Source organism: Chloracidobacterium thermophilum B (genome assembly GCF_000226295.1).
Classification (GTDB): domain Bacteria; phylum Acidobacteriota; class Blastocatellia; order Chloracidobacteriales; family Chloracidobacteriaceae; genus Chloracidobacterium; species Chloracidobacterium thermophilum.
The window spans coordinates 2424263-2447579 of sequence record NC_016024.1 but is presented as its reverse complement, the minus strand read 5'-3'; the positions used below and the strand labels follow the sequence as shown (position 1 = coordinate 2447579).

The following is a 23317-nucleotide window of genomic DNA, read 5'->3' as shown; positions in this document are numbered from 1 at the left end:
ACTAGCGGGAAGCTGCCGGCTTCGTGACCGGGTTGTTCTGATTATAGCGGGCAGCAAAGTCTTCGGTAATGTCCATGCCGGGCGCGAGATAGACGAGTCCTCCGGCTTCGGCCGCCGTGACAACGTCGAGCAGAATGTGAATGCCACGCTCCTTGGCATAGGCTTCGAGCGCCTTGGAAATCTTTTCGCGGACGGGATTGAGCAAAATCGCGGCCCGCTTTTCGACGGCTTCGTTGAGGTCTTCCTGCCGCCGTTTGAAGTCCTTTTTCTTGCGTTCGAGGTCATCGGTGCGTTTGAGGCGCACATCGGGCGCAAGCTGGTCGGCCAGACGCTGAAGCGCGTCTTCTTCGGCCTGAATCTCGGCCCCTAAGCGTTGGATGGCATCCAGTGTCGGGCGAAACTCGGTCTGGAGTGTCACGACCTGCTGCCGGTATTCGTTGATGAGTTCACCAAACGCCTGGGTGTTGACGACCGCAATGCGGGGCGGAGCCGGGGCCGCCTGTGGTGCAGGTGGTTCAGTTGTGATGGCGGGGGACACCGGCAGGCTTCCGCCAACCGGAGGCAGGAGGCTCAACGCAAGACATGCAAACAGGGGCATAAGCTGTATCCTTCACAAAACAGTAACCAGGAAGGTCGGCACGGAAGCAAACCACGCCACCCTAGAACGTTCGCCCGACAGTAAAGCGGATGACACCACGTTCTTCAATGATACCAAGCTGGCGTGGGTCAAAGACGTTGGTTTTCGCGCCGGGGTTATAGGCAAAAATCAGGCGGAAGGGTACCTGTAACACCGGCAGGTTGACCTGCAACTCGGCTCCAAGCGAGGCGCGGAAGTTGCGCCCGATGCCGCCCAGCGTCTGGCTCAGGTTGACCTGCGTCCGGGAAGCCTGCTGGGCCTGAACGAACGCCACCCGAAAGCCATCCGGCAGGGGGCCGCTGGGATTGGGATCGTTGGGACGGGTGCCGTCAAGGCGGGTGCCGTCCGGGCGCAGAATGATGGGGCCCGGCACGGGTGAATCGGGCGTCGAACCCAGCGTAGCCGGCAGCGCCCGCGCGCGGATGCTCTGATCGCTCAGGGAGCGGAGGTTGAACACCGAGCCGCCATCGGCAAATAGGGCTACCGAAAGCGGCCCGACAATAGGGATGCGATACTCAAGGTTCAGCAACAACTGGGAGTCGCCGCCAACCGGAATGAATTGGAAAGAGCCAGGCGGAAGCGGAAAGAGCTTGTCCGTGTAGGTGTATTCCTGAATGACCGTCGGGCTGACCTGCAGGCCCGGTTGCAGCACCTGTCCGGTCAGAGCATCCACGACCCGGACGTCCGTCGTTGTCCGGCGGTCCTCAATGGGGGCAACCGGTGAAATCGTACGAATCCCGTAGCCGCGAATCTCGAACTCGCCGCCCGTATAGAAGCGGTTGAACTGGGGAACGCCGCCAATGAAGGCCAGCGAGTTGCTGTCAAAGGGCGTGCCGTAGGCGCTCACGTGGGCGGCGCGGAAGCGCATGCCCAGCACAGCCGGTTTTTCAATGCCCTGACCCAGAAAACGGAAGGGGCGAAATTCACGGTATTCCAGCACCGGGGACAGGTTCTTGACCCGTCCGCCCAGTCCCGACCAGGTGAAACTGAGGGTGAAGTTACGCCCGCTCGTCGGGTTGATGGGATTGTTGACCGTGTTATAGACGAACGAGGGCGTCAGGGAACTGATCGTAATGCCCGGCTGCGCGAAGGTCACGATGATGTCGTTGTCGGGGTTGTTGTCACGGTTGACCGGCGGATCGGTAATGCGTGAGCGGCTGTAGCTGTAGCTGACGCCAATCCGCGAGACGCGGCTGAACTTGGGAAACCGGTTGGTGAGTACGGCCAGCGGAGCGGAAAGCGATAGCGAAGCCCCGGTGGTGTCCTGAGTAAAGAGGTTTCGCTCGTCCAGTCCGGTGAAGCTGTTGAAAAAGCCGCTGGCAATGGCCGCGCCGCTGATGCCGCTGGCATAACGGAAACGCTGACTGAAGACCGAAACGCCAAACCCAATCCGGCGGTCAAGGAAGTAGGGATCGCTGTACGACAGGGCGATGTTGCGAAAGAGGTTTCCGGCCTGGATGTCCACCGCAACGCTCTGTCCGTAGCCAAACAGGTTGTTTGTCGTGTAGGTCAGGCCGATGAACGAGCCGCCAATGCCGGAAACACCGCCAGAAAACTGAATCTGCTGGCGTCCACGTTCCTTGACCTTGATGACGACGTTGACCGTCTTGCGGCGTTCGTCGGTCGTCGTCTGGATGTCTTCCTTTTTGATTTCGTCGAAGTAGCCAAGCTGGTTGAGCAGCAGGATGGAATACTCCATCAGTTCCTGATTGTACGGCTCACCTTCGCTGACGAGCAGCTCGCGCCGCAGCACCTTGTCGCGGGTCGTGTTGTTGCCGGAAAACTCGATCTGCTCGATGGTATAGACCGAACCTTCCTCGATGAAAATGGTGAAATCCGCGACGCCTTCGGATTCTCCGGGGGCGGGTGGCTTGAAGGTGGGCTGGACGTTGACATCCGCCTGAATGTAACCCCGGCTGCCATAGGCCTTTTTGAGGCGCTCATAGACGCCTTCCCGGATGGTTTTGGCGCTGGCGATGTCGCCCTTGCGCATCCCTGAAATGAGCAGCACCTGTTCGGGTGTGAAAATGGTTGAACCTTCCGTGGTGATCTCCCCAAACCGGTAGCGGATGCCCTCGTCAATCGGGACGACAATCCGCAGTCCGTCGGACTTTTTGCTGATAAGCGGGATGCCGCCGCCGACCTTGCCGATGTTCTCGATGCGAGGCTTGCCAATCGTCGGGCGCAGGTAGCCCTTTTCACGCAGGAACTGCGCCACCAACTGCATGTCCGTCTCGAACTTCTCCGGTGAATAGACATCCTTGGAGGTGAAGCGGGTGAGAAAGCCGGACGGTTTGGTGTATTTCATCTGCTTGCGGAGCGTGCGGCTCGAAAAGACCTGATTGCCCTCGAAGTCAATTTTGGCGACCCGGACGCGCGCGCCTTCGTCCACATTGAAGATGATGATGATGGAGGTCTTCGATACGTCCTCGATTTCGGCCGTCACGATGGCATTGGGGCGGCCACGTTCGCTGAGCATGGTCTTGAGTTCGGCTTCTGCCCGCTTGACCTGGACGGGATCGTAGGGGGAGTCCTTGGTAAGCGAGATGCGCTTTTCTTTGTAGCGGGTCAGCACATCGCTGAGCTGAATGGACTTCAATCCTTCGTACTGAATGTCCCGGATGACCGGATATTCGGTCAGGTTGAAGACGACGATGACGCCGCCTGTATTGCCCGGTTCGAGGGTGATATTGCTGCGCAGGGGGTCAAAAAAGCCCTGGGCGAGAACGGCCTGGTAGTCGCGCTGGGCCTGCTCGGCGCTGTAGAGGTCGCCCGGTTTCATGGTGACGTACAGGCGCAGGGTGTCAGTAGGAATCCGGCGGTTGCCCCGGAACTGCACGTCTTCAATGAGTTGCGGCTGGAGGGGGTCCTGCATGGCATCGGCCTGGAGTCCTCCCTGGGCCATGACCGGCGTGGTCATCACCACCCCACAGAACAGCCAGGCCGCCAGGGTCAGGACGGCCCAGGCGGCGTGAAGAGGAAAAACGGATGATGGAAAAGACCGGAACATGAAACGTAACACGATAAAAGAAAGTCACATCGCCCAGCAAAGGTAGGAATCGCGCAACAAGGCGCGCATCATAGCTGAATCATAGGTGCAATCAAGAAAAGTCATTTTGTGGCGTTTGACGACGTTTCAGGCCTGGGCAGCAGGCAGCCACCGGCTTGAGGGCAAAAGTACCCGTCGGGAACGTGCTTCAGGAAACAAGCACGCTGGCGTTGCCAACCGGTTCCCAGGGGGCATATCCGGCGCCCACGCCTGCTTCCCGGTTGCCAGGTGAAGAAAGCCAGGCATCTATGGATTGCAATAGCGGCGGCAGCGTTGCCCGGTCGTAAGCCACGATGGCAATTGCCTGATGGCGGACGCAGAGCGCTGCGACCTGCTCGGCCGGAAGGAGATCCGCCTTGTTGAAGACAAGTTGGCGTGGCAGGTGCGAAAGCCCCAGTTGCGCCAGGATGTCCTCCACGGCGGCGATGCGCCGTTCGTAGTCGGGAGCAGCAATGTCCACCAGGTGCAGGAGCAAATCGGAAGTTTCGATTTCTTCGAGCGTCGCCTTGAAAGCTGCCATCAGCGTGGGTGGCAGGTCCCGGATGAACCCGACGGTATCGTTGATAATGATGTCGCGGTCGCGCGGCAGGCGGAGCCGGCGGCTTGTGGGGTCGAGGGTGGCAAACATGCGGCGCTCGGCCACGACCTCACTGGAGGTCAACGTGTTGAGCAGGGTGGACTTTCCGGCGTTGGTGTAGCCGACGATGGAAACCACTGGCAACTGCTGCCGGTCACGTTGCGCACGGCGTGTCTGGCGTTGGCTGCGCAGGCTCGTGATGAGTTTTTCCAGGTCGGCAATCCGGTCGCGGGCCCGGCGGCGGTCCACTTCGAGTTTCGTCTCGCCGGGCCCACGGGCGCCGATGCCGCCAGCCAGTCGGGACATATCCGCCCCGTGTCCGGCCAGACGCGGCAACAGGTATTTGAGCTGCGCCAGTTCGACCTGAACTTTCCCTTCGCGGCTGCGGGCGCGCTGGGCGAAGATGTCCAGAATGAGCTGGGTGCGGTCGAGAATCTTCAGGTCGGTTGCCGCTTCGATGGTCCGTACCTGCGCCGGGGACAAGTCCTGGTCAAAGAGCAGGACATCGGCCGCATGCTGGAGGCTGCGGATGATGACTTCCTGCAACTTGCCTTTGCCAAGCAGGGTTTTGGGGTCAAGTTCGCGTCGCCGCTGGATGAGTTTGTCCACCACGACCAAATCGCACGATTCCGCCAGTTCGACGAGTTCTTCCATGGAGGCTTCGGCGTCTGCCAGTGCCCCGGTTGTGACCACAACCAGCATGGCGCGGTCCCGCAGGTCACGCGCGTCCCGCAGCCGCCGGGTGCGGGCAAACTCAGCTTCGAGATATTCGATAAGGTCGAGGAAATCCACCTGGAGCTGACTCGGATGCACTTTGTCCAAGTAGGCCCAAGGTTCTGCTGTATCGTCCGTGACAGCATCGGTGGCGGGGAGAAGATGGGCGGCGTGAATCCAGTTTGGCAGGCCGTTGTCGCCGACGCTGATGACGCCCATGAGATCGAGACGCAGCAATGCCAGGTCGTTGAGGTCGTCGCGGGTCAGCCCCGGCCCGGAAAGCTGCGTGTGCAGACACCGCAACCCGCGAAAACGCCCCTGCCCAACGCGCACCCGCTTGAGATCGGGAATGACGATGCCGCCAGCGTCGCCGACCATGACACATTCAACCTGTCCGTGCCGGCTGATGAGCACGCCGACCTGCCGCCGGATTTCAGCCGAAAGTTCCGTCATCTGCCGCGCCAACTCCGGAGTGATGATGTCCCGTGGCGGAACCCGGCGCGCAAGCAGGCGTTCGAGCCGCTTGACCTGACTGGATTTGAGACCTTGTGTGTTACCTTCGACCTTGGAAATAGGCATCCCTCACATTTCAGCCATTGCGTGACCCGCTATGGTCCGGCACGCCAACGGCAGGATGGTTGACTTGGTTTCAGCATACGCACGCCCGGAAAAGATGCAACGGGGCGGTTCCCAGCCCACAGGCCTGGAAGGCACCGGCGCAGGTTGGGAAGCCTCCGGTTCGGAACCGCACCGGCTGGAAGTCGTCACCTGCTCGCACAGCCTGACGTTCATTCCCACCTACAGTTGTCTTTTTGCCTGTGGCTACTGCGCTTTCGCGCGCCCGACACCGCTGGCTTCCCTCGAAGAAGCGGCGAGCTGTTTTGTTCGCGGAAAACAGGCTGGTTGTCATGAAGTGCTTATTATGAGCGGCGAAGGCGTCATGGTCTTTCCGCGCCTGCGGGCAACATTGGCTGCCTGGGGTTTCCGGGACTACCACGACTATCTGGCCGCCGTGTGCCGGCTGGCGCTCGAACAGGGTTTGCTGCCGCACATCAACATCGGCAATCAGACAGAGGAAGAATTCCGCCGTCTGCGCCCGGTTTGTGTTTCGATGGGCATGATGCTGGAAACAACCAGCCGGGAGCTTCTCCGGCAGCCAGCCCATCAGCATGCGCCAGGAAAGGCACCCCACCTGCGGCTGGCGACACTGGCTGCGGCCGGACGGGCGCAGGTGCCGTTTACGACGGGTCTGCTCATCGGCATCGGTGAAACACCGGCCGACCGCGAAGCCTCGCTGGAGGCGATTGCCGAACTGCATCACCAGTACGGACACATTCAGGAGGTCATCCTTCAGCCGTTCGTTCCCCATCCGGGAACGGCCATGGCGGATTGGACGGGGCCGGACGTTCCAACGCTGGCCGCCGTCGTACGGTTGGCGCGCGCCATACTGCCGTCGGACGTGGTGATCCAGATTCCGCCCAACCTCGTGCCAGAGGCTGCCGACCGTCGGGAACTGGTGCTGGCCGGAGCGCGTGACCTGGGCGGTATTTCGCCGGAACCGGACCAGATCAACCCGGATGCCCCCTGGCTGGCTCCGGCGCGCTATGCGGCCGAACTGGCGGCGTGGGGTTTTGTACTGCGTCCGCGTCTGGCGGTGTATCCCCGGTTTCAAACCCGTGCCTGGCTGGATACGGCTGTTTATGACCTCGTGCGCTCCAAACAGGCGGAACTGGATGCCTTGGGTGCAATTGCGCCGGTTCCGGCAGTTGGCGCGCCCGGATTTCAAACCTGCCGGACGCACACCCCGCGTGCGCGCAGGTAGGCTTTGGCTTCGGCGATGGTGTGCTGCCCGAAGTGAAAAATGGAAGCGGCCAGCGCAGCGCTGGCCCCGCCGACGGTCAAACCGGCATGCAGGTGTTCAAGCGTCCCCACGCCGCCTGAAGCAATGACCGGAATGGACACCGCGGCGGCCACCTGCGCGGTGAGTTCGAGATCGTAGCCGTCCTGTGTGCCGTCGCGGTCCATACTGGTCAGCAGGATTTCGCCGGCGCCCAGCCGTTCGGCTTCGATGGCCCAGGCAATGGCGTCTTTGCCCGTCGGAGTACGTCCGCCGTGCAGAAAGACTTCCCAGCGTGGCGGGTTTGTCTCCGGGATGCGCCGGGCATCAATGGCGACGACGATGCACTGGCTGCCGAATTTCAGCGCGCCTTCGGCAATGAGCTGTGGTTGCTGGACGGCGGCCGTGTTGATGGAAATCTTGTCGGCGCCGGCGAGGAGAATGGCGCGCATGTCGTCCACGGTACGGATGCCGCCGCCGACCGTGAAGGGAATGAACACGGCATCAGCCACGGCGCGTACCATCTGGGTGACAATCGCCCGGCGGTCGGATGAGGCGGTGATGTCGAGAAAAACGAGTTCGTCCGCGCCTTCGGCATCGTAGCGCCGCGCTTGGGCAACAGGGTCGCCGGCGTCCACGAGGTCAAGAAAGCGGACGCCTTTGACAACGCGCCCGGCGTTGACATCGAGGCAGGGAATGATGCGCTTGGCCAGCATCGTGATGTTTCAGGTCCTTGGCTTTGGACTCATCCAAGTTGTGTGTTCAAGCCGCAGACCGGGCAGAACACGTCGCTTTTCGAGATGACCGCATCGCAGTTGGGGCAACGAAGCCCCGTTTCTGCCGGCAACGGTGGCGGCAGGGCTGATCTGGCCGCCGGCCGGTCCATCGGATGCCCACACTGGTAACAGAACCGCGCCTGGGGATCGACCTGTCCGGCACCACAGGCCGGACAGACCGGCAGCACCACCGCGCCACCCGTCGGCGGCGGGCCGGGGCTGTCCGCCGGAGACCACGCCCGGCCCGGCACGTCATCGGGCGGCGTCGGACGCATCCAGTAACTCCCATCCAGCAGGGACGCATAGGCACCGGTTTCCGCCCACTGCTTGATTTCCCTGGCGCGGACGGCCGGGAAAGCATGCGTGCGCCGGTACACCTGCAGGAACTTGTACACCCGGCTGAGCAGGTCGCGGTCGAGTTCTTCGTAGGCATCGGCCTGACGCAGGAATTCCTCGACGTTGAGCTGGTCAAAAACCGCCCGACTCCCCCCGGCCAGCTTCAGCAGCAGCGTCAGGTAGGTGTCCAGGTCCTGGACCACGAGCAGCCCCGCCCGGTCACATGAAAGTTCGGCCTTGCGGTCCCATTCGTAAAGCGCCAGCAAAAGGCCTGTCCCCACGAGTGAACCAAGCCCAAAGGTCGCTTCCCCAATCCGCTCGATGATGATCGAAAGGAAGTTGGCCATCATCTTGTACAGCACATGGCCGCACTTGATATGGCCCAGTTCGTGGGCAATGACGCCAAGCAGCTCATCCTCCGACAGGAAATCCACCAGCCCGGACTGAAGAACGATGAACGGCTGTTCCGTTCCAAACGTGTAGGCGTTGAGGATGGGGTCCTGGTCGAGATACAGCTCTGGTTCCGGCAGGGCCAGAATGGCACAGGCTTCGCGGAGCAGATCGTGAATGCGCTTGCACTGACGGGGCGTGACGCGCACGTTGTCGGCGATGTTCGTCACCCGAAACCAGCGCTCCCAGCCGTATTCATTGAGTTTGCGAATGATGAAATCCAGACCGCGCGCCTGCTTGACAGCATCCAGAGCCGCCACATCCAGTGGGTGCTGAAAGTCGGCTGCCCGCAGTTTGGGCAAACGGATGCGTTCCCGTCGTGGCGCTGTCATGGTCGGCCTCGCTGTGAAATGGCTGCCCGTTGGGCAGACTGCCCGGCGAAGCGCCGTTGGCGCGTAACCTATAGCACAGGCTGCGCCAAAAACGACGGAGCGCCACCCATAGCAGGCGGCGCTCCATGCAAAGCGTATGTCCCTCGCTAGGGAAGGTTGGTCAAAGGCTGGCTACACGGCAGCTCGTGCTTGCCGTAAAATTTCTTCCATCCGGTCTTTCAGGTACAGCTTACGACGTTTGAGCAGGGCGGATTCTTCCAGTTCATCGGGGCGGGGATGGGGCAGCGCCAGAATTTCCTGTAAGCGGGCATCGGCGCGCTGGTGTTCACGGACGAGGCTGCGATACTCCGCATGGGTTTGGAACAGGTGTTGTTTGAGCGACTCCAACGTGGCAAGACTCATGGGTGTATTCTCCTTGGTGAGAACTGCATAGGACGATCGCGATGGTCATCGAAACCGGGACAGGGTGCAAACCAGCGAGGGACAAGAGAAGGTTTCGTGAAGCGGTGAGATTTCAAATGTATTACGCGGCATTTTTAAACGCAAGGGAGTGTCTGTGGTGATACGCTCCCTGTCGTCACGTACGTTGTGGCTGTCGCTGGGGCTGACTGCCCTGCTCGTGGCCGCGGCCGGGGTATGGTTCTGGTGGTCGGCCCGGCGCGCCGCCCAGGAAGTACGGCTGGCGGCGGCCGCGGCCGGACAGCCGGACATCCGTTCGATGCCGCTCTCCACGCCGGATAGCAGCGGCGTCACACTCTGGCTCGATACTTCCGACATCCAATCGCTGGTTGAGTTTCGCGGGCAGCTCTACGCCGCAACCAACGGCGGGCTGCTGATTCTGGCCGCCGATGGCAGGGTGGTCCGCCAGCTTACGCCGGCTGACGGCCTGCCCGACCACGCCCTGACGGCGCTGGCCGTCTTTCGTGACCGGCTCTTTATCGGGACGCGCACGGCGGGCCTTCTCGAATACGACGGCACCAGGCTCGTCCGGCACGAGTTTCGCCGTCCGCCGGCCGTCCACGTCAGCCGGTTGCTGGCCACGCCGGACTACCTGATCATCGGGCTGCTCGACGGCGGCCTGTATGACTTCGACGGCAGCGTGTTCACCCAACGCTTTCAGCCGCCGCAGGCAACGCCCATGACCGGCATCACCGCGCTGCATGCCCAAGGGACGCGCCTGTACGTCGGCACACTGGCGCATGGGCTGTTCATCTGGCGGGAGGGCAGTGTGCAACACCTGCCTCCGGCAAGCGGGCTGCCCTCCCCCCACGTGACGGACTTTGCCTGGCATGAGGGGCATCTGTACGTGGCAACCGACGCCGGCATTGCGCGGCTGACGCGCGACGAACAGCTCGAACTGGTTTCGCGCCAGGCAAATGTCTGCTCGCTGGCCGTGCATCAAGGCAAACTCTACGCCGGGCTGGTGGTCGGCGGCGTGGTCGAAGTCCAGCCGATGACAGAAGCCATGTTGCGCGCCGCGCGTCTGTCTCCCGCCCCGGCGTCAGTGAAGGCACCCCGTCAGGTCAGGTTGGCTGTTGTCGGTGAACGGCTGCTGGCGCTTACGCCGGATGGTGTGCAGGTGGTGTCCCCCAAAGCCAATGGCGGTTTTGAATGGGAGCGGTTTGACCGTCCGGGAAGTCCGGGGCAACGTCTGAAGTCCGGCCATGTGACCAGCCTGGCCTTTGATGCCACTGGACGGCTCTGGGTCGGCACATTCGAGCAGGGGCTGGACATTCTGGACCCCGAAACCGGCGATGTGCTGCGCCACGTGCAGGATGAGACTGTGCGCGAAATCAACCACTTGTGCGCCACGTCGCGCCTGTCGCCGATGCTGGCGGCAACCTCGCAGGGAATTGTGGCTTTTGAGTCCAACGGCCGCGTGGTACGGCGCTACGATACCGCCTCGTCCATGCTGATCGGCAATGCCGTCTCACACCTGTGTCCGGTCAATAGCGGAAGCGGCCCGGCGGCGCTGGCCGTGGCCACCGCCAAGGGCCTGACCCTCTGGCAGGATGGCATCGGCCGCAGCCTCACGGCCTTTCACGGACTTCCGAGCAACTACCTGTACTGCTGCGCCATGCATGATGGCCGGCTCTACGTTGGGACGCTCGGCGGACTGGCGGAACTCGACGGGCTGCGCGTGGTGCGGACGTGGCGCACCGACAACGCCGAACTGCCGGCCAACTGGATTAGCGCCCTTCTGAGTGTGGATGGCCTGCTCTACATCGGGACCTACGGCGGTGGCGTCTGCGCCCTGCAGCCAAATGGCGACATGGTGCGCTTTCCTGAAACGAAAGGCATCGAAGTCAACCTCAACGCCATGGTGACGGATGGCGAGCGGCTGTACGTCGGAACACTCGACCGTGGTCTGCTGGTGTATAACCTGCGGCGGCGGCAATGGCATATCTGGCAGAGCGGGCTGCCTTCGGCCAACGTCACGGCGCTGGCGGTTCGTCCCGACGCCCTGTTTGTGGGGACGACCGGCGGCCTGGCCCGCATTGAAAAGTATCGTTTTGAGTAGGCGGCTGTGCGTGGCAGCCGCCCTGTACCGGATGGAGAAAACGACCGATGCGCGCTTTTCTGGCCCTTGCGCCTGACCCTGCCGCCCAGACCGTGCTGTGCCGTTACCAACGGCGGCTGGCGCAGGCTTCGTGGGCGCACCAGGTGAAATGGGTGGTGGAAACCAACCTGCACCTGACGATTCGCTTTCTGGGCGAGGTGACGCCAGCGGTGCAGGCGGAGTTGGTCGGCCGGTTGGAAGCGGCACTGTCCCGACCCGGCGCGCCGGGGCGTCTGGAGCTGGAACTGACCGAGCCGCGCTGGTTTCCCTCGGCGCGGCAGCCCCGGACACTGGCCTGTCTTGTGCCGGAAACACCGCCGCTGATGGCGCTGGCGGCGCTGGCCGAAGCCAGCGCCCGCGATGCCGGACTGACCCCCGAAGAAAGACCTTTCCGCGCGCACATCACCCTGGGACGGATGCGCCCGACCCTGACCGTCTCCCCGAAACTGGATATTGCTCCGGCCCGAACCGGTTTCCGGGCCGATGCACTCGTGCTCTACCAGAGCACCCTGACGCCGGCAGGGCCCATCTACACCGAACAGCAACGCTTTCTGCTGGTCGGCCCGCGCCAGACATCTGACGACCCCTCTGAGGGGTGAGCGGTCAAAACGCCGCCAGAATGCCGGGGTGTCGCTGGCTGGACATCCCCGGCAGACAGGTTGTTCCGGTTGGGGAGTTCCGGTTCAGAGCGTGCCGCGCGCGGCCTGGTCGCGTTCGATGGCCTCGAACAGTGCCTTGAAATTGCCCTTGCCGAAACTTTCGCTGCCCTTGCGCTGGATGATCTCGAAAAACACCGTCGGCCGGTCCTGAACCGGCTTGGTGAAAATCTGAAGCAGGTAGCCCTGGTCATCCCGGTCAATGAGGATGTTGAGATCGCGCAGCACGGCGAGGTCTTCTTCGATGTTGCCGACCCGTTCCGTGATGGTGTCGTAGTAGGTTGCCGGGACGCTCTGCAACTCCACGCCGTTGTCCCGCAACCGGGACACGGCCCCGATGATGTCCGGCGTGGCAATGGCGATGTGCTGGACGCCGGGCGAGCCGTAAAAATCCACGTATTCCTCGATTTGAGACCGCTTTTTGCCTTCGGCCGGCTCGTTGATGGGCAGTTTGATGGCCAGGTTCGCGCTTGCCATCACCTTTGACCGCAGCGCCGTGTATTCCGTCGAGATGTCTTTCTCGTCGAAGTGCCGGAACTGGAAGAAGCCGAAAATGTCTTCGTAGAACTTCACCCACGTTTCCATCTGGTGCCAGCCGACGTTGGCCACCACGTGGTCAATGCGGTGGAGAAAGCCGGTGTGCGGGGCCTTGACCAGACGCGGCACAAAGCCGGGCAGGAATGGGCCGGTGTAGTCGTCGCGGCCGACGAAACGGTGGATCGTGTCGCCATAGGCGGCAATTTCGGCGATATGCGCGATGCCGTGGTCATCACGCAGCGTTTCCGGCGCGCGATGCGCCGTCGCGCCACGTTCGACGGCCCGGGTGAAGTCCCCGACGACATCCGGGGTGCGAAAAGCTACGGCCTGAACACCATCGCCGTGCCGGCGGACGTGTTCGGCAACCGGGTGGTCCGGGGTGAGCGCGCCGGTGACGACCAGGCGAATCGTCCCGTGCTGGAGGGCGTATGATACGCAATCGTGCACGCCGGTTTCGGGGCCGCGGTAGGCCACAATGTCGAAGCCAAACGCCGTACGGTAGAAATGGGCCGCCTGCTTCGCATTGCCGACGTAAAACTCAACGTGGTCGAAATCTGCCACGGCCAGCGGCGCGCGCTCGTGCCGGGTTGCTTCTTTGGGTGCAGACATAGAATGATAACCCCCTGGAGAACAGGTAAGAAAACGCACATTCGATTGTTGTCCGACCCGGCCTGATGTGCAAGGTTTTCCACGGCGCAAAGGCATCGGAATGGTTTCACGTCCGGGCGGTTCTCGTTTAGAGTTGTGGCCGCGGCCGTTATCACCAGGCCCGCCACAAGTGTTCCGACATGACGCACTCACGATTGACCCACGCCGTTCACGCGCTGATGCAGTCATACACCTTGCCGTCCGTGTTGCAGACCAACCACGGATCGCTTCCGTCACGCGACGCCATCATCAAAACCCTGCTTGACTTTCGGGAGCTGCTGCTTCCGGGGTACTACGGCATCGTGGCGCAGGCGGCCACACGGGAACGGGTCAGGGGGCTGGTGGAAGATATTGCCACTGAGTTACCGAAGCAGATTGCGCTGGCGCTGTGCCACGACCGGAAGCTGCCCAGGGAACGCTGTGCGGAATGTTCGGACTGCCAGGCGGAAGCCCAGGCCATTGTGTGGGACCTGCTCGACCGGCTGCCGGCGCTCCGGGAGATGCTGGCCGAGGATGTGGAAGCGGCGTACCTTGGCGACCCGGCCGCGCATGACCACGATGAAGTGATTTTGAGTTATCCATGTGTGCAGGCGATTCTGGTTCACCGCATCGCCCATGACCTGTTTACCCGTGGCGTGCCGCTCATTCCGCGCATCATGTCCGAGTATGTTCACGGGCGGACGGGGATTGACATCCATCCCGGCGCACAGATTGGCCGGCGGTTCTTCATTGACCATGGCACGGGCGTGGTGATTGGAGAGACGACGGTCATCGGCAACAACGTCAAGCTGTACCAAGGCGTGACCTTGGGCGCGCTGTCGTTTCCCAAGGATGCCAACGGCTCGCTGGTCCGCCACATCAAGCGGCATCCGACCATCGAGGACGATGTGGTGATCTACGCCGGGGCCACCATTCTGGGCGGCGAGACCGTCATTGGACGGGGCAGCGTCATTGGCGGTAATGTGTGGCTGACGCACTCCGTCGCGCCCTACAGCAAGGTTGTCATTGAGGAACCTCACATGCGGATTGTGACACGTACGGAAGCGGCACGCACGACCTGATCGGCGTGGCGGCCGGTCACGGGGCGCGGCCGGCCGCCTGGAGCAACAACATGCAAGCTGGTTTGACAACTGGATTTCCCGGGAAACTGTTTATCGTTGAAGGGATTGATGGTTCGGGCAAAAGCACGCAACTTGATCTGTTGCACAAGTGGCTGATTGCCGAAGGGTACTGCGTTTTTTTCAGCGCGTGGAACTCCTCGCCGCTCGTCAAAAAGACAACCAAGCTCGGCAAGGAAACCCATTCCCTTTCTCCGACCACGTTCAGTTTGATCCATGCGACGGACTTTGCCGACCGTACCGAGCGCGAGATTGTTCCTCCGCTCAAAGCCGGGGCGATTGTGCTGGCCGACCGCTACGTTTACACGGCCTTTGCACGGGATTCCGTCCGGGGTAACGACCGCAACTGGGTCCGCAAGGTCTATGGTTTTGCCGTTCCACCAACCATCGGGTTCTATTTTCGTGTACCGCTGGAAACGGCGCTGGACCGCATTCTGGTGGGGCGGCCGGAGCTGAAATACTACGAAGCCGGTCTCGACATGGGCTGGTCAGAGGACCCTTATGAGTCGTTCCGTATCTTTCAGGGCAAGATACTGGAGGAATACGAGCGACTCGTGGAGGAGTATAACCTGACGGTCATTGACGCCACGCTTCCCATCACCGAACAGCAGCGGATCGTGCGCAGTCTCGTCAAGCCACACCTGAAGGATGTTCTGCGCGATCCACAGTTTCGCCGTCGCCGGCGGTGAGTGGATGCCGTGGCGGCCGTCCTGCGACGGTCAACGTTGGAGTACCTTATGACAAAGGTTCAGTTTTTTGGCGCCGGACTTCCGGGCTTTCAGGAAAAAGACCTGCCGGGCCGCCTGATCGTTCTCGAAGGCACGGATGGCGTCGGGCGCTCGACCCAGATTGCCCTGCTCAAAACCTGGCTCGAATCCTCCGGGTTTGCCGTCCTGGACACCGGACTGACGCGCTCGCTGCTTGCCGGGCGCGGCCTCAAAAAAGCCAAGGAAGGTCACACCCTTGGCGCCAGGACCATGGACCTGTTTTATGCGACCGACCTGGCCGACCGTCTGGAAAACCAGATGATTCCGGCGCTGCGGGCGGGGTTCATCGTCCTGACCGACCGCTATGTGTATTCACTGATGGCGCGTGCCATTGTGCGCGGCGCGGCACTGGACTGGATTCAGAGCGTCTATGGTTTTGCCCTCAAGCCGGATGCGGTGTTCTATCTGAAGATTGACCTGGCGCATCTCATTCCACGGGTGCTGACGAGTACCGGCTTTGATTACTGGGAATCCGGGATGGATTTTCTGCCGGGCGATGACATGTATGACTGCTTCGTGCAGTACCAGACCCGGCTGCTGGCAACCTTCGATCAACTGGCGCGGCAGTATGACTTTGAGACGGTGGACGCGACCCAGACCGTCAACAAGGTGTTCAGCGTGTTGCAGCGCAAGATTCGGAGGGTACTGCCCAAGGTCGCCCCGGTTGTAGAGATACCGGCGGCTTTGAATCCGCCTTCCAAAGCCGGTGTTGCTGCGGCTGAAGCCGATCTGGAAGGTCGGCGCGAAGCTATCGTGTCGCTAAGTGAAGTCGAAGCCAGCAAGCTGAAAGGCATTACCGGAGCAGCGGCGGCTGACAACCACAAACCGTCGGCGGCGCGGCGCAGAACAGCGAAGAAATCCTGACGGGTTCCAATCCGGCGGTGTGGCGGAGGGCCAGGCGTCACTGAGGGGGTGATTCCGCGACCGGTGTCGCCACCAACCGAAAGCCGATGTTGCTGTCGCGTGCTTGGGGCAATTCTTTGCGCCCGCCCCTCGGACTGCACTGCTCTGCAGGGCTGTCATAGGCACCGCCGCGGATGAATCCGCCGGCACACCACTCCCAGACATTGCCAAACATGTCGTGCAGGCCAAACCCGTTGGCCTGTTTGCCGCCGACGGGACGGGGCCGCCCGCCCGAATTGGGCTGGTACCAGGCCACGGCGTCGAGACCAGGTGAACCGCTGCCCCGGGCGGCAAATTCCCACTCCTCGACGGTTGGCAGGCGGTACCGGAAGGAGTTGTTGCGTTCCAACTGGTTGAGCATCTCGATAAACTGCAAGACATCCTCCAGCGAAACGCGGTTGACCGGCACGGTGTCGCCCCGTTGGTAACTGGGGTTGTTGCCCATCACGGCGTACCACTGCTGCTGGGTGACTTCATACTTGCTGAAGTACAGGACCTGCCCGTTGAAGCGAAGTGGAATCATTTCCATGCCCAGGGTGTTGACCAGGGGACGGGAGGCCGGCGGCAATGGCACATTGGCCGGCTGCGTGGCTGGACTTGCTGGTGTTGCGGGGTTGGCTGGCTGCGTAGTGGAAGTTGCCGGTGTCGTCGAGGCGGACGGGCGTGTGGCAGGAGATGGTTTGCGAACGGGCTTGCGCCTGACCGGCTCTTTCCTGACCGGTTCTTTCCTGAAAGGGTTGTCGCCCTGTCCCCAAGCCCGGATGGTGAAGCCCAGATCGAGTCCCAGACTGAAACTGACACCAAATACGCAGGTAAGTACCCTGGTTACGGGATGGGTGATACACCATCGGGCAGGCATGGGCTGTGGAGTTTTTAGGGCATCAGTTCATTGGTTTTTGGACGGTGGCAGTTCGACATCCCGCGCGCAGCGAAAACCCAGCGCCGGGTCGCGTGTATCGGGTGGCACCTGCGTGCGCTTCGTCGCCGCCGCATACTTGCCTGAGAGCGAAAAACTGCCGCCGCGCACGATTTTGGTACCTGGCACTAATTTGCGGGTGCTTCCCGGGTAGAGCGTATCATCAGAGGCCGTCCATTCAGCGACATTTCCTGCCAGGTCACACACACCCTCCGGCGTCGCACCAGCCGGGAAACTGCCGACCGGTTCCGTATGCCCCACGTTGGTCTCGGCCGAGTTGAGCAGCCAGCGGTTGAACTCATTCCCCCAGGGGTAGCGGCGGCCTTCGGTTCCACGAGCCGCAAATTCCCACTCGGCTTCTGTCGGCAGGCGTTTTCCGGCCCAAGCGGCATAGGCCCGGGCATCTTCCCAGGAAACATTGCCTACCGGGTGGTTATCCTTGCCCTTCGGATACGTGCCGTTTTTCCAGCCCGGTGGTGCCGGGTGTCCCGTGGCTTTGACAAAGGCAGCGTAGGCGGCATTGGTCACTTCATATTTGTCAATGAAGAAAGGACTGACAATGACCTCGTGGGCGGGGACTTCAGAGGGCTTAGCCGGGTCTTCCGCGCTCGGGCTGCCCATCCGAAAAACGCCACCTGGAATCAGAACCATATCGGGGGGAGCCTGGGACGGGCGTGCTGTCTTCCCCTCTGACTCGTCCCTGGTTGATTTGGATGACGCCGTGGATTGATTCAATGCCGGGGTAAACATCCGCCACATCAGCAGTCCGGCGCCAACGAACAGAACCAGGGCCAGGCTGATGCTCACCAGCGATAAAACAAGTCGGGTGGATACCGGGGACGGTATAGGGCCGGCCTGTTCCGGCTGGCGGGCGGATGGTTGTCCCCGGTGGGTCGGTGGAATGGAGGGGTTGTTGGAAGGGGATGACGGCACGGACACCAGCGGTATCGTCGGCGAGTCCGGGGATCCACCTGCCGGTTGGGTTGCCGAAAGTTGTGTAAAAGGCAGGGGGTCTGTGGCCCGGCTGACGTTGGCATTCGTGCTTCGGCTGGGTGCCAGCCAGTCATTTGCCTCCGATGCCGGCAGACGAAGTGTTTGGATAATCGCCAGCGCAAACGCCCGAGCCGATGAAAACCGTTTCTGCGGGTCGTATCGGATGGCCCGGTCCAGAAGGTCGGCCAGCGCCGGGGAAATCTGTGGGGCCCTGCTGCGCCAGTCGAGTTCCAGGCTACCTTGGTTTGCAAGGGAATGTGGATGCTGGCCGGTGGCATAGGTAATGGCGGTCATGGCCAAGGCGTAGAGGTCGCTGGCAAAGGTGGGCCGTCCGACCACCTGCTCCGGCGGCATATACCCTATCGTCCCGGTCTGCATGGTGTAACCATCCGTGTGGGTCACTTCCTTGACCACACCGAAGTCAATGAGAACGACCTGCCCTGTGGTGCGGCGCAGCATAATGTTGTCCGGCTTGATGTCGCGGTGAATGATCGGGGGCTTTCTCGTGTGGATGTAGTCCAGCACCCGGAGCGCCCCCAGGAGCAGATGCACCGTGGCGGCTTCCGTCTGGGGCCCTTCACGTTTCAGCTTTTGCGTGAGGGTCTCACCGTCAATCCATTCCTGAACCAGGTAATGGCGCTCGTTCTCGCTGAAGTAGTCATACAGTTCGGGAATGCCCCCCTGCGAGTCGCGCCCTAGCCTTTCCAGCAGGATGGCTTCCTTTGCGAAGCGATTACGCACCTCATTGACCATCTTTGGGTCGCCGCTCCAGATCAGTTCCTTGACAACACACTTCCGGTTCAAGTGCGTGTCTGTGGCCAGATACGTTATCCCGAACGCACCCTGGCCGAGTCCCCCATCCAGACGATACCGGTTTTGGAGAAGCTCCATGATGCTCTACCTCGCCGCACGTTGCGCCTTGTGCCAAGTCTCAGGTTTGCCTTCGCTTTTACAACGCGAAAAGCAAAACGGCAAGCAGCGCGCCGCACAGCGTGCAGACGAAGTTGACGGCTTCGTTGTCCAGGTAGCCGGCGTTTTCGGCCGTAGCGCCGAGCAGGCTGTCCATCAGGTTGCCGCCCATGCCCCCGATGGCAATGCACCAGACCGCCCGGTGCAGATTGGCATCGGCGGCAGCGTAGGCCAGCGCGCCAAAGGCAATGGCCGTGAGCAACCCGGCCAGCAGACCAATGACGGACACCGCGCCGTTGTCACCAATCCGGGCGCGCCGCCAGGTCGTGATCGAGTAGGGCACGCCGCCATAGACCCGGCCGATTTCTCCGGCCACGGTGTCTGAAGCCGCCGCCGCAAATGAGCCAAGGACGGCAACCGTAAAGAGTCCGGCGTGGGGGGTCAGGACGACCAGGGGGGCACACAAGGCCGCAACGCCGGCATTGGCGACGGCATTGCGCCAGGTACGGATTTCCTGCGCCGTACGCTTGGCGCGCTTCTTCTCATAGCCGATTTTCGAGGCGACTGTGCCGACAATGAAAAACGCCATGAGTCCGCCCACTCCCAGCCAGCCCAGCGTTGCATAGAGGATCAGCGCAAAGCCGGCGCCGGTGAGCGCCCCCGACCAGTCCACGGATTTCGTCGCGCGGGCGACAAGCCCCAGAACGACGGCCAGCGCCAAGGCCAAGGGCAGCCGGGCAAGGACGCCGGCCTGGGCGGCCTGCCAGGCCGTCCAGTCGAGTTGGGTGGCCAGGAACAGCACGCCAGCCGCCGAACCGGCCACGAGGGGATTGTCGCAGATGTCATAGGGCAGCGACTCCAGCAGCGCTGCCACGCCAGCGGCCGCCAGAATGACCAGGGCGAGTCCCAGTGGCGTGAAGGGATGGCCGCCTACCACGAGCACTGTGACGAGTGTGCCCAGCCATCCGAACAGGATGAATCCCAGTGTTCCGAAGAGGCTTTTCCGTGGATTCCACCACAGCTTCGGGCCGCGGATGCCCTGCCCACAGACCACCGCCATGCCATCCCCGTACGCCATCATGGCCCAGCCGCCGGCCACAACCCACAGGTCCTTCGGAAAGATCAGGGTGAGCACCACTACCGCTGCCGGGTAGGCGATGACGCCCACTGAGTAACCCTGCGCCTGCTCATGCGGGCGGAGCAGGCTGGGCATCCACTTGGGGAGTACCCAGGCCAGAGCCAACCCGGACAGCCCCATCAACAGGGTTTGCCAGAACGAAACGACGGCCAGGGCGAAAATCCCCATACCGACATGCACCAGCCGCCGGCGCATCTCCGAGCTGTCCGCTGCGCCAGCCAGCGACGCTGCACGCCAGGCGGGATCGAAGACTTCCATGACGCATACTCACTTCAAAAGGAAAAGGCAGGGGACGCCAGTGCCACCTGCCTTCAACCTACTGAACTCGTACCGGTCGGGCAAACCTTTGTACAGGCGTTGCCCCCGGTAAGGAAAAGCCTCAGTTGAGAAACATAAGCATTTTGACGAAGAGCTTTGGCACGTAGTTACCAAAAGCCCCGATCAGGCAAATTGCCAGCAAAACCCCAAACCACGCCCAGGCAACCTTGCTGATGTCTTCCATGGCGACTCCCTCCATGACTTGCAATGTTCAAGTGTGGGACGCTTGTTGAACCCATGCTAACACAGTCCATCCGTAGGAAAGACGCCCTTTTTGCCGGACACTTGTGTTACAAGACAGTCCGGCCCGCAGGGCATTTCCCGGTGGCCGCACCTTGGACCAAAATGGAAAACTGTCAATGACAACTGCAAATCTGACCGGAAAGACGCTGTTCATTACCGGTGCCAGCCGTGGCATCGGGTTGGCTATTGCCCTCCGGGCTGCGCGCGATGGCGCCCGCATCGCCATTGCCGCCAAAACGGCCGAACCTCACCCGAAGCTGCCCGGAACTGTCTATACGGCAGCAGCGGAAATTGAAGCCGCCGGCGGGAAAGCCCTGCCGCTTGTCGTGGACATTCAGGACGAAAACCAGGTGGCCGCAGCCGTGGCGCAGACGGTCGAAACCTTCGGCGGCATTGATATTCTGGTCAACAACGCCAGCGCCATCAGCCTGACCCCGACGCTGCAAACGCCCATGAAGCGGTATGACCTGATGCACCGGATCAACACCCGTGGCACGTTCGTCTGCTCGCAGGCGTGTCTGCCGCACCTGTTCAAGGCGGACAATCCGCATATCCTCAACATCTCACCGCCGCTCAACATGGAAGCCCGGTGGTTTGCCCCGCACGTGGCCTACACCATGGCCAAGTACGGGATGAGTATGTGCGTGCTGGGCATGGCCGAGGAGTTTCGTGAACAGGGCGTGGCGGTCAATGCGCTGTGGCCGCGCACAGCGATTGCTACGGCTGCCGTCCGCAACCTGCTCGGTGGCGACGAGACGATTCGGCGCTGCCGGAAGCCGGAAATCATGGCCGATGCCGCCTATGCCATTCTGACCCAGCCGAGCCGCGCCTGCACGGGCAACTTCTTCATTGACGAAGACGTTTTGCGGAGCGCTGGCGTTACCGACTTCACGCCCTACGCCGTAGATGCTTCAGCCGAGCTGCTGCCGGACTTTTTCATCTGAACTCGATTGCTTGGATACTAACCATGCTTCGCCTGACGATTCGCCAAGTCATCTGGTTGGTCATTGCAGCTTCCATTATTGGCGGCGGTGGCATTACAGTTGCTGCCTACTTCACCGCCAAATGGCTCGATGCCCGGCAGACACCGCCGCCCCTGCCTTCCACGGTCAATTCCGGCTCCGAGCCGCTGCCGGAGGCGTCCGCCCCGCAGCTTGAAGCGGATGAGCGCAACAACATCAGCGTGTACGAGCGGGTCAGCCCCGGCGTGGTCAACATCAACACGACCTCGTTTGTCGAAGACTTCTTTTTTGGGGCCTATCCTCAGCAGGGAAGCGGGTCGGGTTCGATCATTGATACCAAAGGTCATATCCTGACCAACTACCACGTCATCGAGGGGGCCAGCCGGCTGGATGTCACCCTGGCAGACAACACTTCCTACCCGGCAACGGTCGTTGGAGCGGACCCGGACAATGACCTGGCCATCATCCGCATCCAGGCACCGCCGGAGCGCCTGCGCGTCGTGCCGCTAGGGTCGTCACGTAATTTGAAAGTCGGCCAGAAGGTGCTGGCCATTGGCAATCCGTTTGGGCTGAACCTGACCCTCACCTCGGGCATTATCAGCGCCCTGGGACGGCCGCTCCGCAGTGAGAATGGACGCACCATCGAGAATGTCATCCAAACGGATGCGTCCATCAATCCCGGCAACTCCGGCGGGCCGCTGCTCAACTCAGCCGGCGAGATGATTGGCATCAATACGGCAATTTATTCCCCGCGCGGAGGCAGCGTCGGCATCGGTTTTGCCGTTCCGGTAGATATTGCCAAGCAGATTATCCCCGACCTGCTCGAATATGGCCGGGTACGCCGTCCGTGGTTGGGGATTACCGGAACGTATCAGCTCAACGCCCGGCTGGCGCAGCGGCTGAACCTGCCGGTCAGTGAGGGGCTGATTCTGACAGGCCTGGCACCGCGCGGCCCGGCCGCACAGGCGGGCCTGTATGCCAGTGACCGGGTCATCCAGCGGGGCGGACAGATCATCGTTGGGGATGTGCTGGTCAAAGTGGGTGACGTACCCATCAGGTCCAATGAGGATTTGTACCGTTCGCTCCGGGAGAGAAAAATTGGCGAAACTATCCCCGTGACCATCGTGCGCACCGGGCAGACACTGACGGTCAATGTGACGTTGCAGGAGAGGCCGTACGGATAGAGCGCCAGTTCAGGAAGCGCTGCCGGAAAAGCACAGCGGACCGAAAAAAGGCGATGTCAACGGCTGTGTTGCCGTGACATCGCCCGTGTGATGCGTTCATGGAACGTCGTGGGCCTTTCGCTAGGGGTGAAGTGGTGAACCCGGCTCGTTGGTGGCTGCCTTCAGCCTGTCTGGTCTCCCGTGTTTCAAGGCGAAAGGTTCAGGCCGCGGTTGGCGGCACGTACTTGACGGCTGGTTTGGTACAGGCTGGTGCCGCGACTGGCGGCGTGACCTGGGCCGTGACCTGGGCGCGGACGAAGCAATCCCGGCAGAGCACCGGGCGCCCCTGCGTTGGTAAAAATGGCACGGTCGTCTGGATACCGCACTCCGCACATTCCACTTCGACCTGGATGCGCGGACGACTCCCATCCGTCGCCATCATGCTGAGCAGTTGATTGAAACGCTCATTCTTGCGTGTTTTGCACGGCTTGCACCGCTTGGGTGCATTTTTCAAACCCTTGTCAAAGAAAAATTGTTGCTCGCCAGCGGTGAAGACGAAAGGCGCGCCACACTCGACACAGTTGAGGTGGATGTCTTCAAACACCGGCGTAAGTGCTTTGTCCTCAGCTTCCATGATCCAGTTGCTCCTTCGTGCGTGTCTCCCTCCTGCCGCAAGATGCGGGGCGCGGGTGGTTTTACCCTGACCGATACTGCTGCGTGTTCCACCGCACGTTCTTCAGCAGCCTCCGGCGCTGTGAAAAGAGACAACCCTCCGCTG

20 protein-coding genes are annotated in these 23317 nt (G+C 61.7%); 8 read left to right on the top strand and 12 right to left on the bottom strand.

What is annotated here, in order from left to right; translation table 11 throughout:
- Position 1 precedes the first annotated feature (1 nt).
- The 3 genes from CABTHER_RS10095 to hflX form a co-directional block, all read right to left on the bottom strand.
- Positions 2–598 carry an OmpH family outer membrane protein gene (locus CABTHER_RS10095; RefSeq protein ID WP_014100541.1) on the bottom strand — a complete coding sequence of 199 codons (597 nt, stop codon included), beginning with the start codon at positions 596–598 and terminating at the stop codon, positions 2–4.
- A gap of 61 nt (positions 599–659) precedes the next feature.
- Complete coding sequence (gene bamA / locus CABTHER_RS10090) at positions 660–3647, bottom strand: outer membrane protein assembly factor BamA (protein ID WP_014100540.1); 2988 nt, start codon at positions 3645–3647, stop codon at positions 660–662.
- Between the two features lie 187 nt (positions 3648–3834).
- On the bottom strand, positions 3835–5556 hold the full coding sequence (gene hflX, locus CABTHER_RS10085) for a GTPase HflX (RefSeq protein ID WP_014100539.1): 1722 nt from the start codon (positions 5554–5556) through the stop codon (positions 3835–3837).
- 64 nt (positions 5557–5620) lie between these two features.
- Here hflX and cofG point away from each other — a divergent pair, with 64 nt between their 5' ends.
- Positions 5621–6799 (top strand): 7,8-didemethyl-8-hydroxy-5-deazariboflavin synthase subunit CofG, encoded by a 1179-nt coding sequence (cofG, locus tag CABTHER_RS10080; protein WP_212770235.1) that lies wholly within the window; start codon positions 5621–5623, stop codon positions 6797–6799.
- Here the strand turns inward: cofG and hisF are convergent.
- From hisF to CABTHER_RS10065, 3 genes are all read right to left on the bottom strand, one after another.
- On the bottom strand, positions 6760–7530 hold the full coding sequence (gene hisF / locus CABTHER_RS10075) for an imidazole glycerol phosphate synthase subunit HisF (protein WP_014100537.1): 771 nt from the start codon (positions 7528–7530) through the stop codon (positions 6760–6762). The two genes, cofG and hisF, sit on opposite strands and share 40 nt — an antisense overlap.
- 29 nt (positions 7531–7559) lie before the next feature.
- The gene (locus tag CABTHER_RS10070; protein ID WP_014100536.1) at positions 7560–8708 is read right to left on the bottom strand and encodes a M48 family metallopeptidase; all 1149 of its coding nucleotides are present in this window, start codon (positions 8706–8708) and stop codon (positions 7560–7562) included.
- Positions 8709–8879: 171 nt separating this feature from the next.
- Positions 8880–9110, bottom strand: a complete 231-nt coding sequence (locus CABTHER_RS10065; protein WP_014100535.1) for a DUF465 domain-containing protein — start codon at positions 9108–9110, stop codon at positions 8880–8882.
- 157 nt (positions 9111–9267) lie between these two features.
- On the opposite strand from CABTHER_RS10065, the gene CABTHER_RS10060 reads away from it, so the two are divergent.
- Entirely contained in the window at positions 9268–11229 is a 1962-nt protein-coding gene (locus CABTHER_RS10060; protein ID WP_212770234.1) for a ligand-binding sensor domain-containing protein, read from the top strand.
- A 47-nt stretch (positions 11230–11276) separates the two neighbouring features.
- Complete coding sequence (gene thpR, locus CABTHER_RS10055) at positions 11277–11867, top strand: RNA 2',3'-cyclic phosphodiesterase (RefSeq protein ID WP_014100533.1); 591 nt, start codon at positions 11277–11279, stop codon at positions 11865–11867.
- Between the two features lie 84 nt (positions 11868–11951).
- Here the strand turns inward: thpR and hppD are convergent, their stop codons facing one another.
- On the bottom strand, positions 11952–13070 hold the full coding sequence (hppD, locus tag CABTHER_RS10050) for a 4-hydroxyphenylpyruvate dioxygenase (protein ID WP_014100532.1): 1119 nt from the start codon (positions 13068–13070) through the stop codon (positions 11952–11954).
- 179 nt (positions 13071–13249) lie between these two features.
- Here hppD and epsC point away from each other — a divergent pair, with 179 nt between their 5' ends.
- From epsC to CABTHER_RS10035, 3 genes are read left to right on the top strand one after another with little or no spacing between them, the layout of a single operon-like run.
- Entirely contained in the window at positions 13250–14170 is a 921-nt protein-coding gene (epsC, locus tag CABTHER_RS10045; protein WP_049787496.1) for a serine O-acetyltransferase EpsC, read from the top strand.
- 50 nt (positions 14171–14220) lie between these two features.
- Positions 14221–14916, top strand: coding sequence for a dTMP kinase (locus CABTHER_RS10040; protein ID WP_041569875.1), 696 nt, complete (start codon positions 14221–14223; stop codon positions 14914–14916).
- Between the two features lie 48 nt (positions 14917–14964).
- Entirely contained in the window at positions 14965–15858 is an 894-nt protein-coding gene (locus CABTHER_RS10035; RefSeq protein ID WP_148264023.1) for a dTMP kinase, read from the top strand.
- Positions 15859–15895: 37 nt separating this feature from the next.
- Here the strand turns inward: CABTHER_RS10035 and CABTHER_RS15955 are convergent, their stop codons facing one another.
- The 4 genes from CABTHER_RS15955 to CABTHER_RS17680 form a co-directional block, all read right to left on the bottom strand.
- A complete protein-coding gene (locus CABTHER_RS15955; RefSeq protein ID WP_081464839.1) occupies positions 15896–16756 on the bottom strand; it encodes a formylglycine-generating enzyme family protein in 861 nt (286 codons plus the stop codon).
- 27 nt (positions 16757–16783) lie between these two features.
- Complete coding sequence (locus tag CABTHER_RS15950) at positions 16784–18697, bottom strand: bifunctional serine/threonine-protein kinase/formylglycine-generating enzyme family protein (RefSeq protein WP_014100527.1); 1914 nt, start codon at positions 18695–18697, stop codon at positions 16784–16786.
- Between the two features lie 58 nt (positions 18698–18755).
- Positions 18756–20111 (bottom strand): DUF92 domain-containing protein, encoded by a 1356-nt coding sequence (locus CABTHER_RS10020; RefSeq protein WP_014100526.1) that lies wholly within the window; start codon positions 20109–20111, stop codon positions 18756–18758.
- A gap of 121 nt (positions 20112–20232) precedes the next feature.
- Entirely contained in the window at positions 20233–20355 is a 123-nt protein-coding gene (locus tag CABTHER_RS17680; RefSeq protein WP_256444015.1) for a hypothetical protein, read from the bottom strand.
- A 175-nt stretch (positions 20356–20530) separates the two neighbouring features.
- Here CABTHER_RS17680 and CABTHER_RS10015 point away from each other — a divergent pair, with 175 nt between their 5' ends.
- Positions 20531–21358 carry an SDR family oxidoreductase gene (locus CABTHER_RS10015; RefSeq protein ID WP_014100524.1) on the top strand — a complete coding sequence of 276 codons (828 nt, stop codon included), beginning with the start codon at positions 20531–20533 and terminating at the stop codon, positions 21356–21358.
- Positions 21359–21381: 23 nt separating this feature from the next.
- The gene (locus tag CABTHER_RS10010; protein WP_014100523.1) at positions 21382–22560 is read left to right on the top strand and encodes a S1C family serine protease; all 1179 of its coding nucleotides are present in this window, start codon (positions 21382–21384) and stop codon (positions 22558–22560) included.
- Positions 22561–22759: 199 nt separating this feature from the next.
- On the opposite strand, the gene CABTHER_RS10005 is transcribed toward CABTHER_RS10010, so the two are convergent.
- Positions 22760–23173, bottom strand: coding sequence for a zinc-ribbon domain containing protein (locus CABTHER_RS10005; RefSeq protein ID WP_014100522.1), 414 nt, complete (start codon positions 23171–23173; stop codon positions 22760–22762).
- Positions 23174–23317 lie beyond the last annotated feature (144 nt).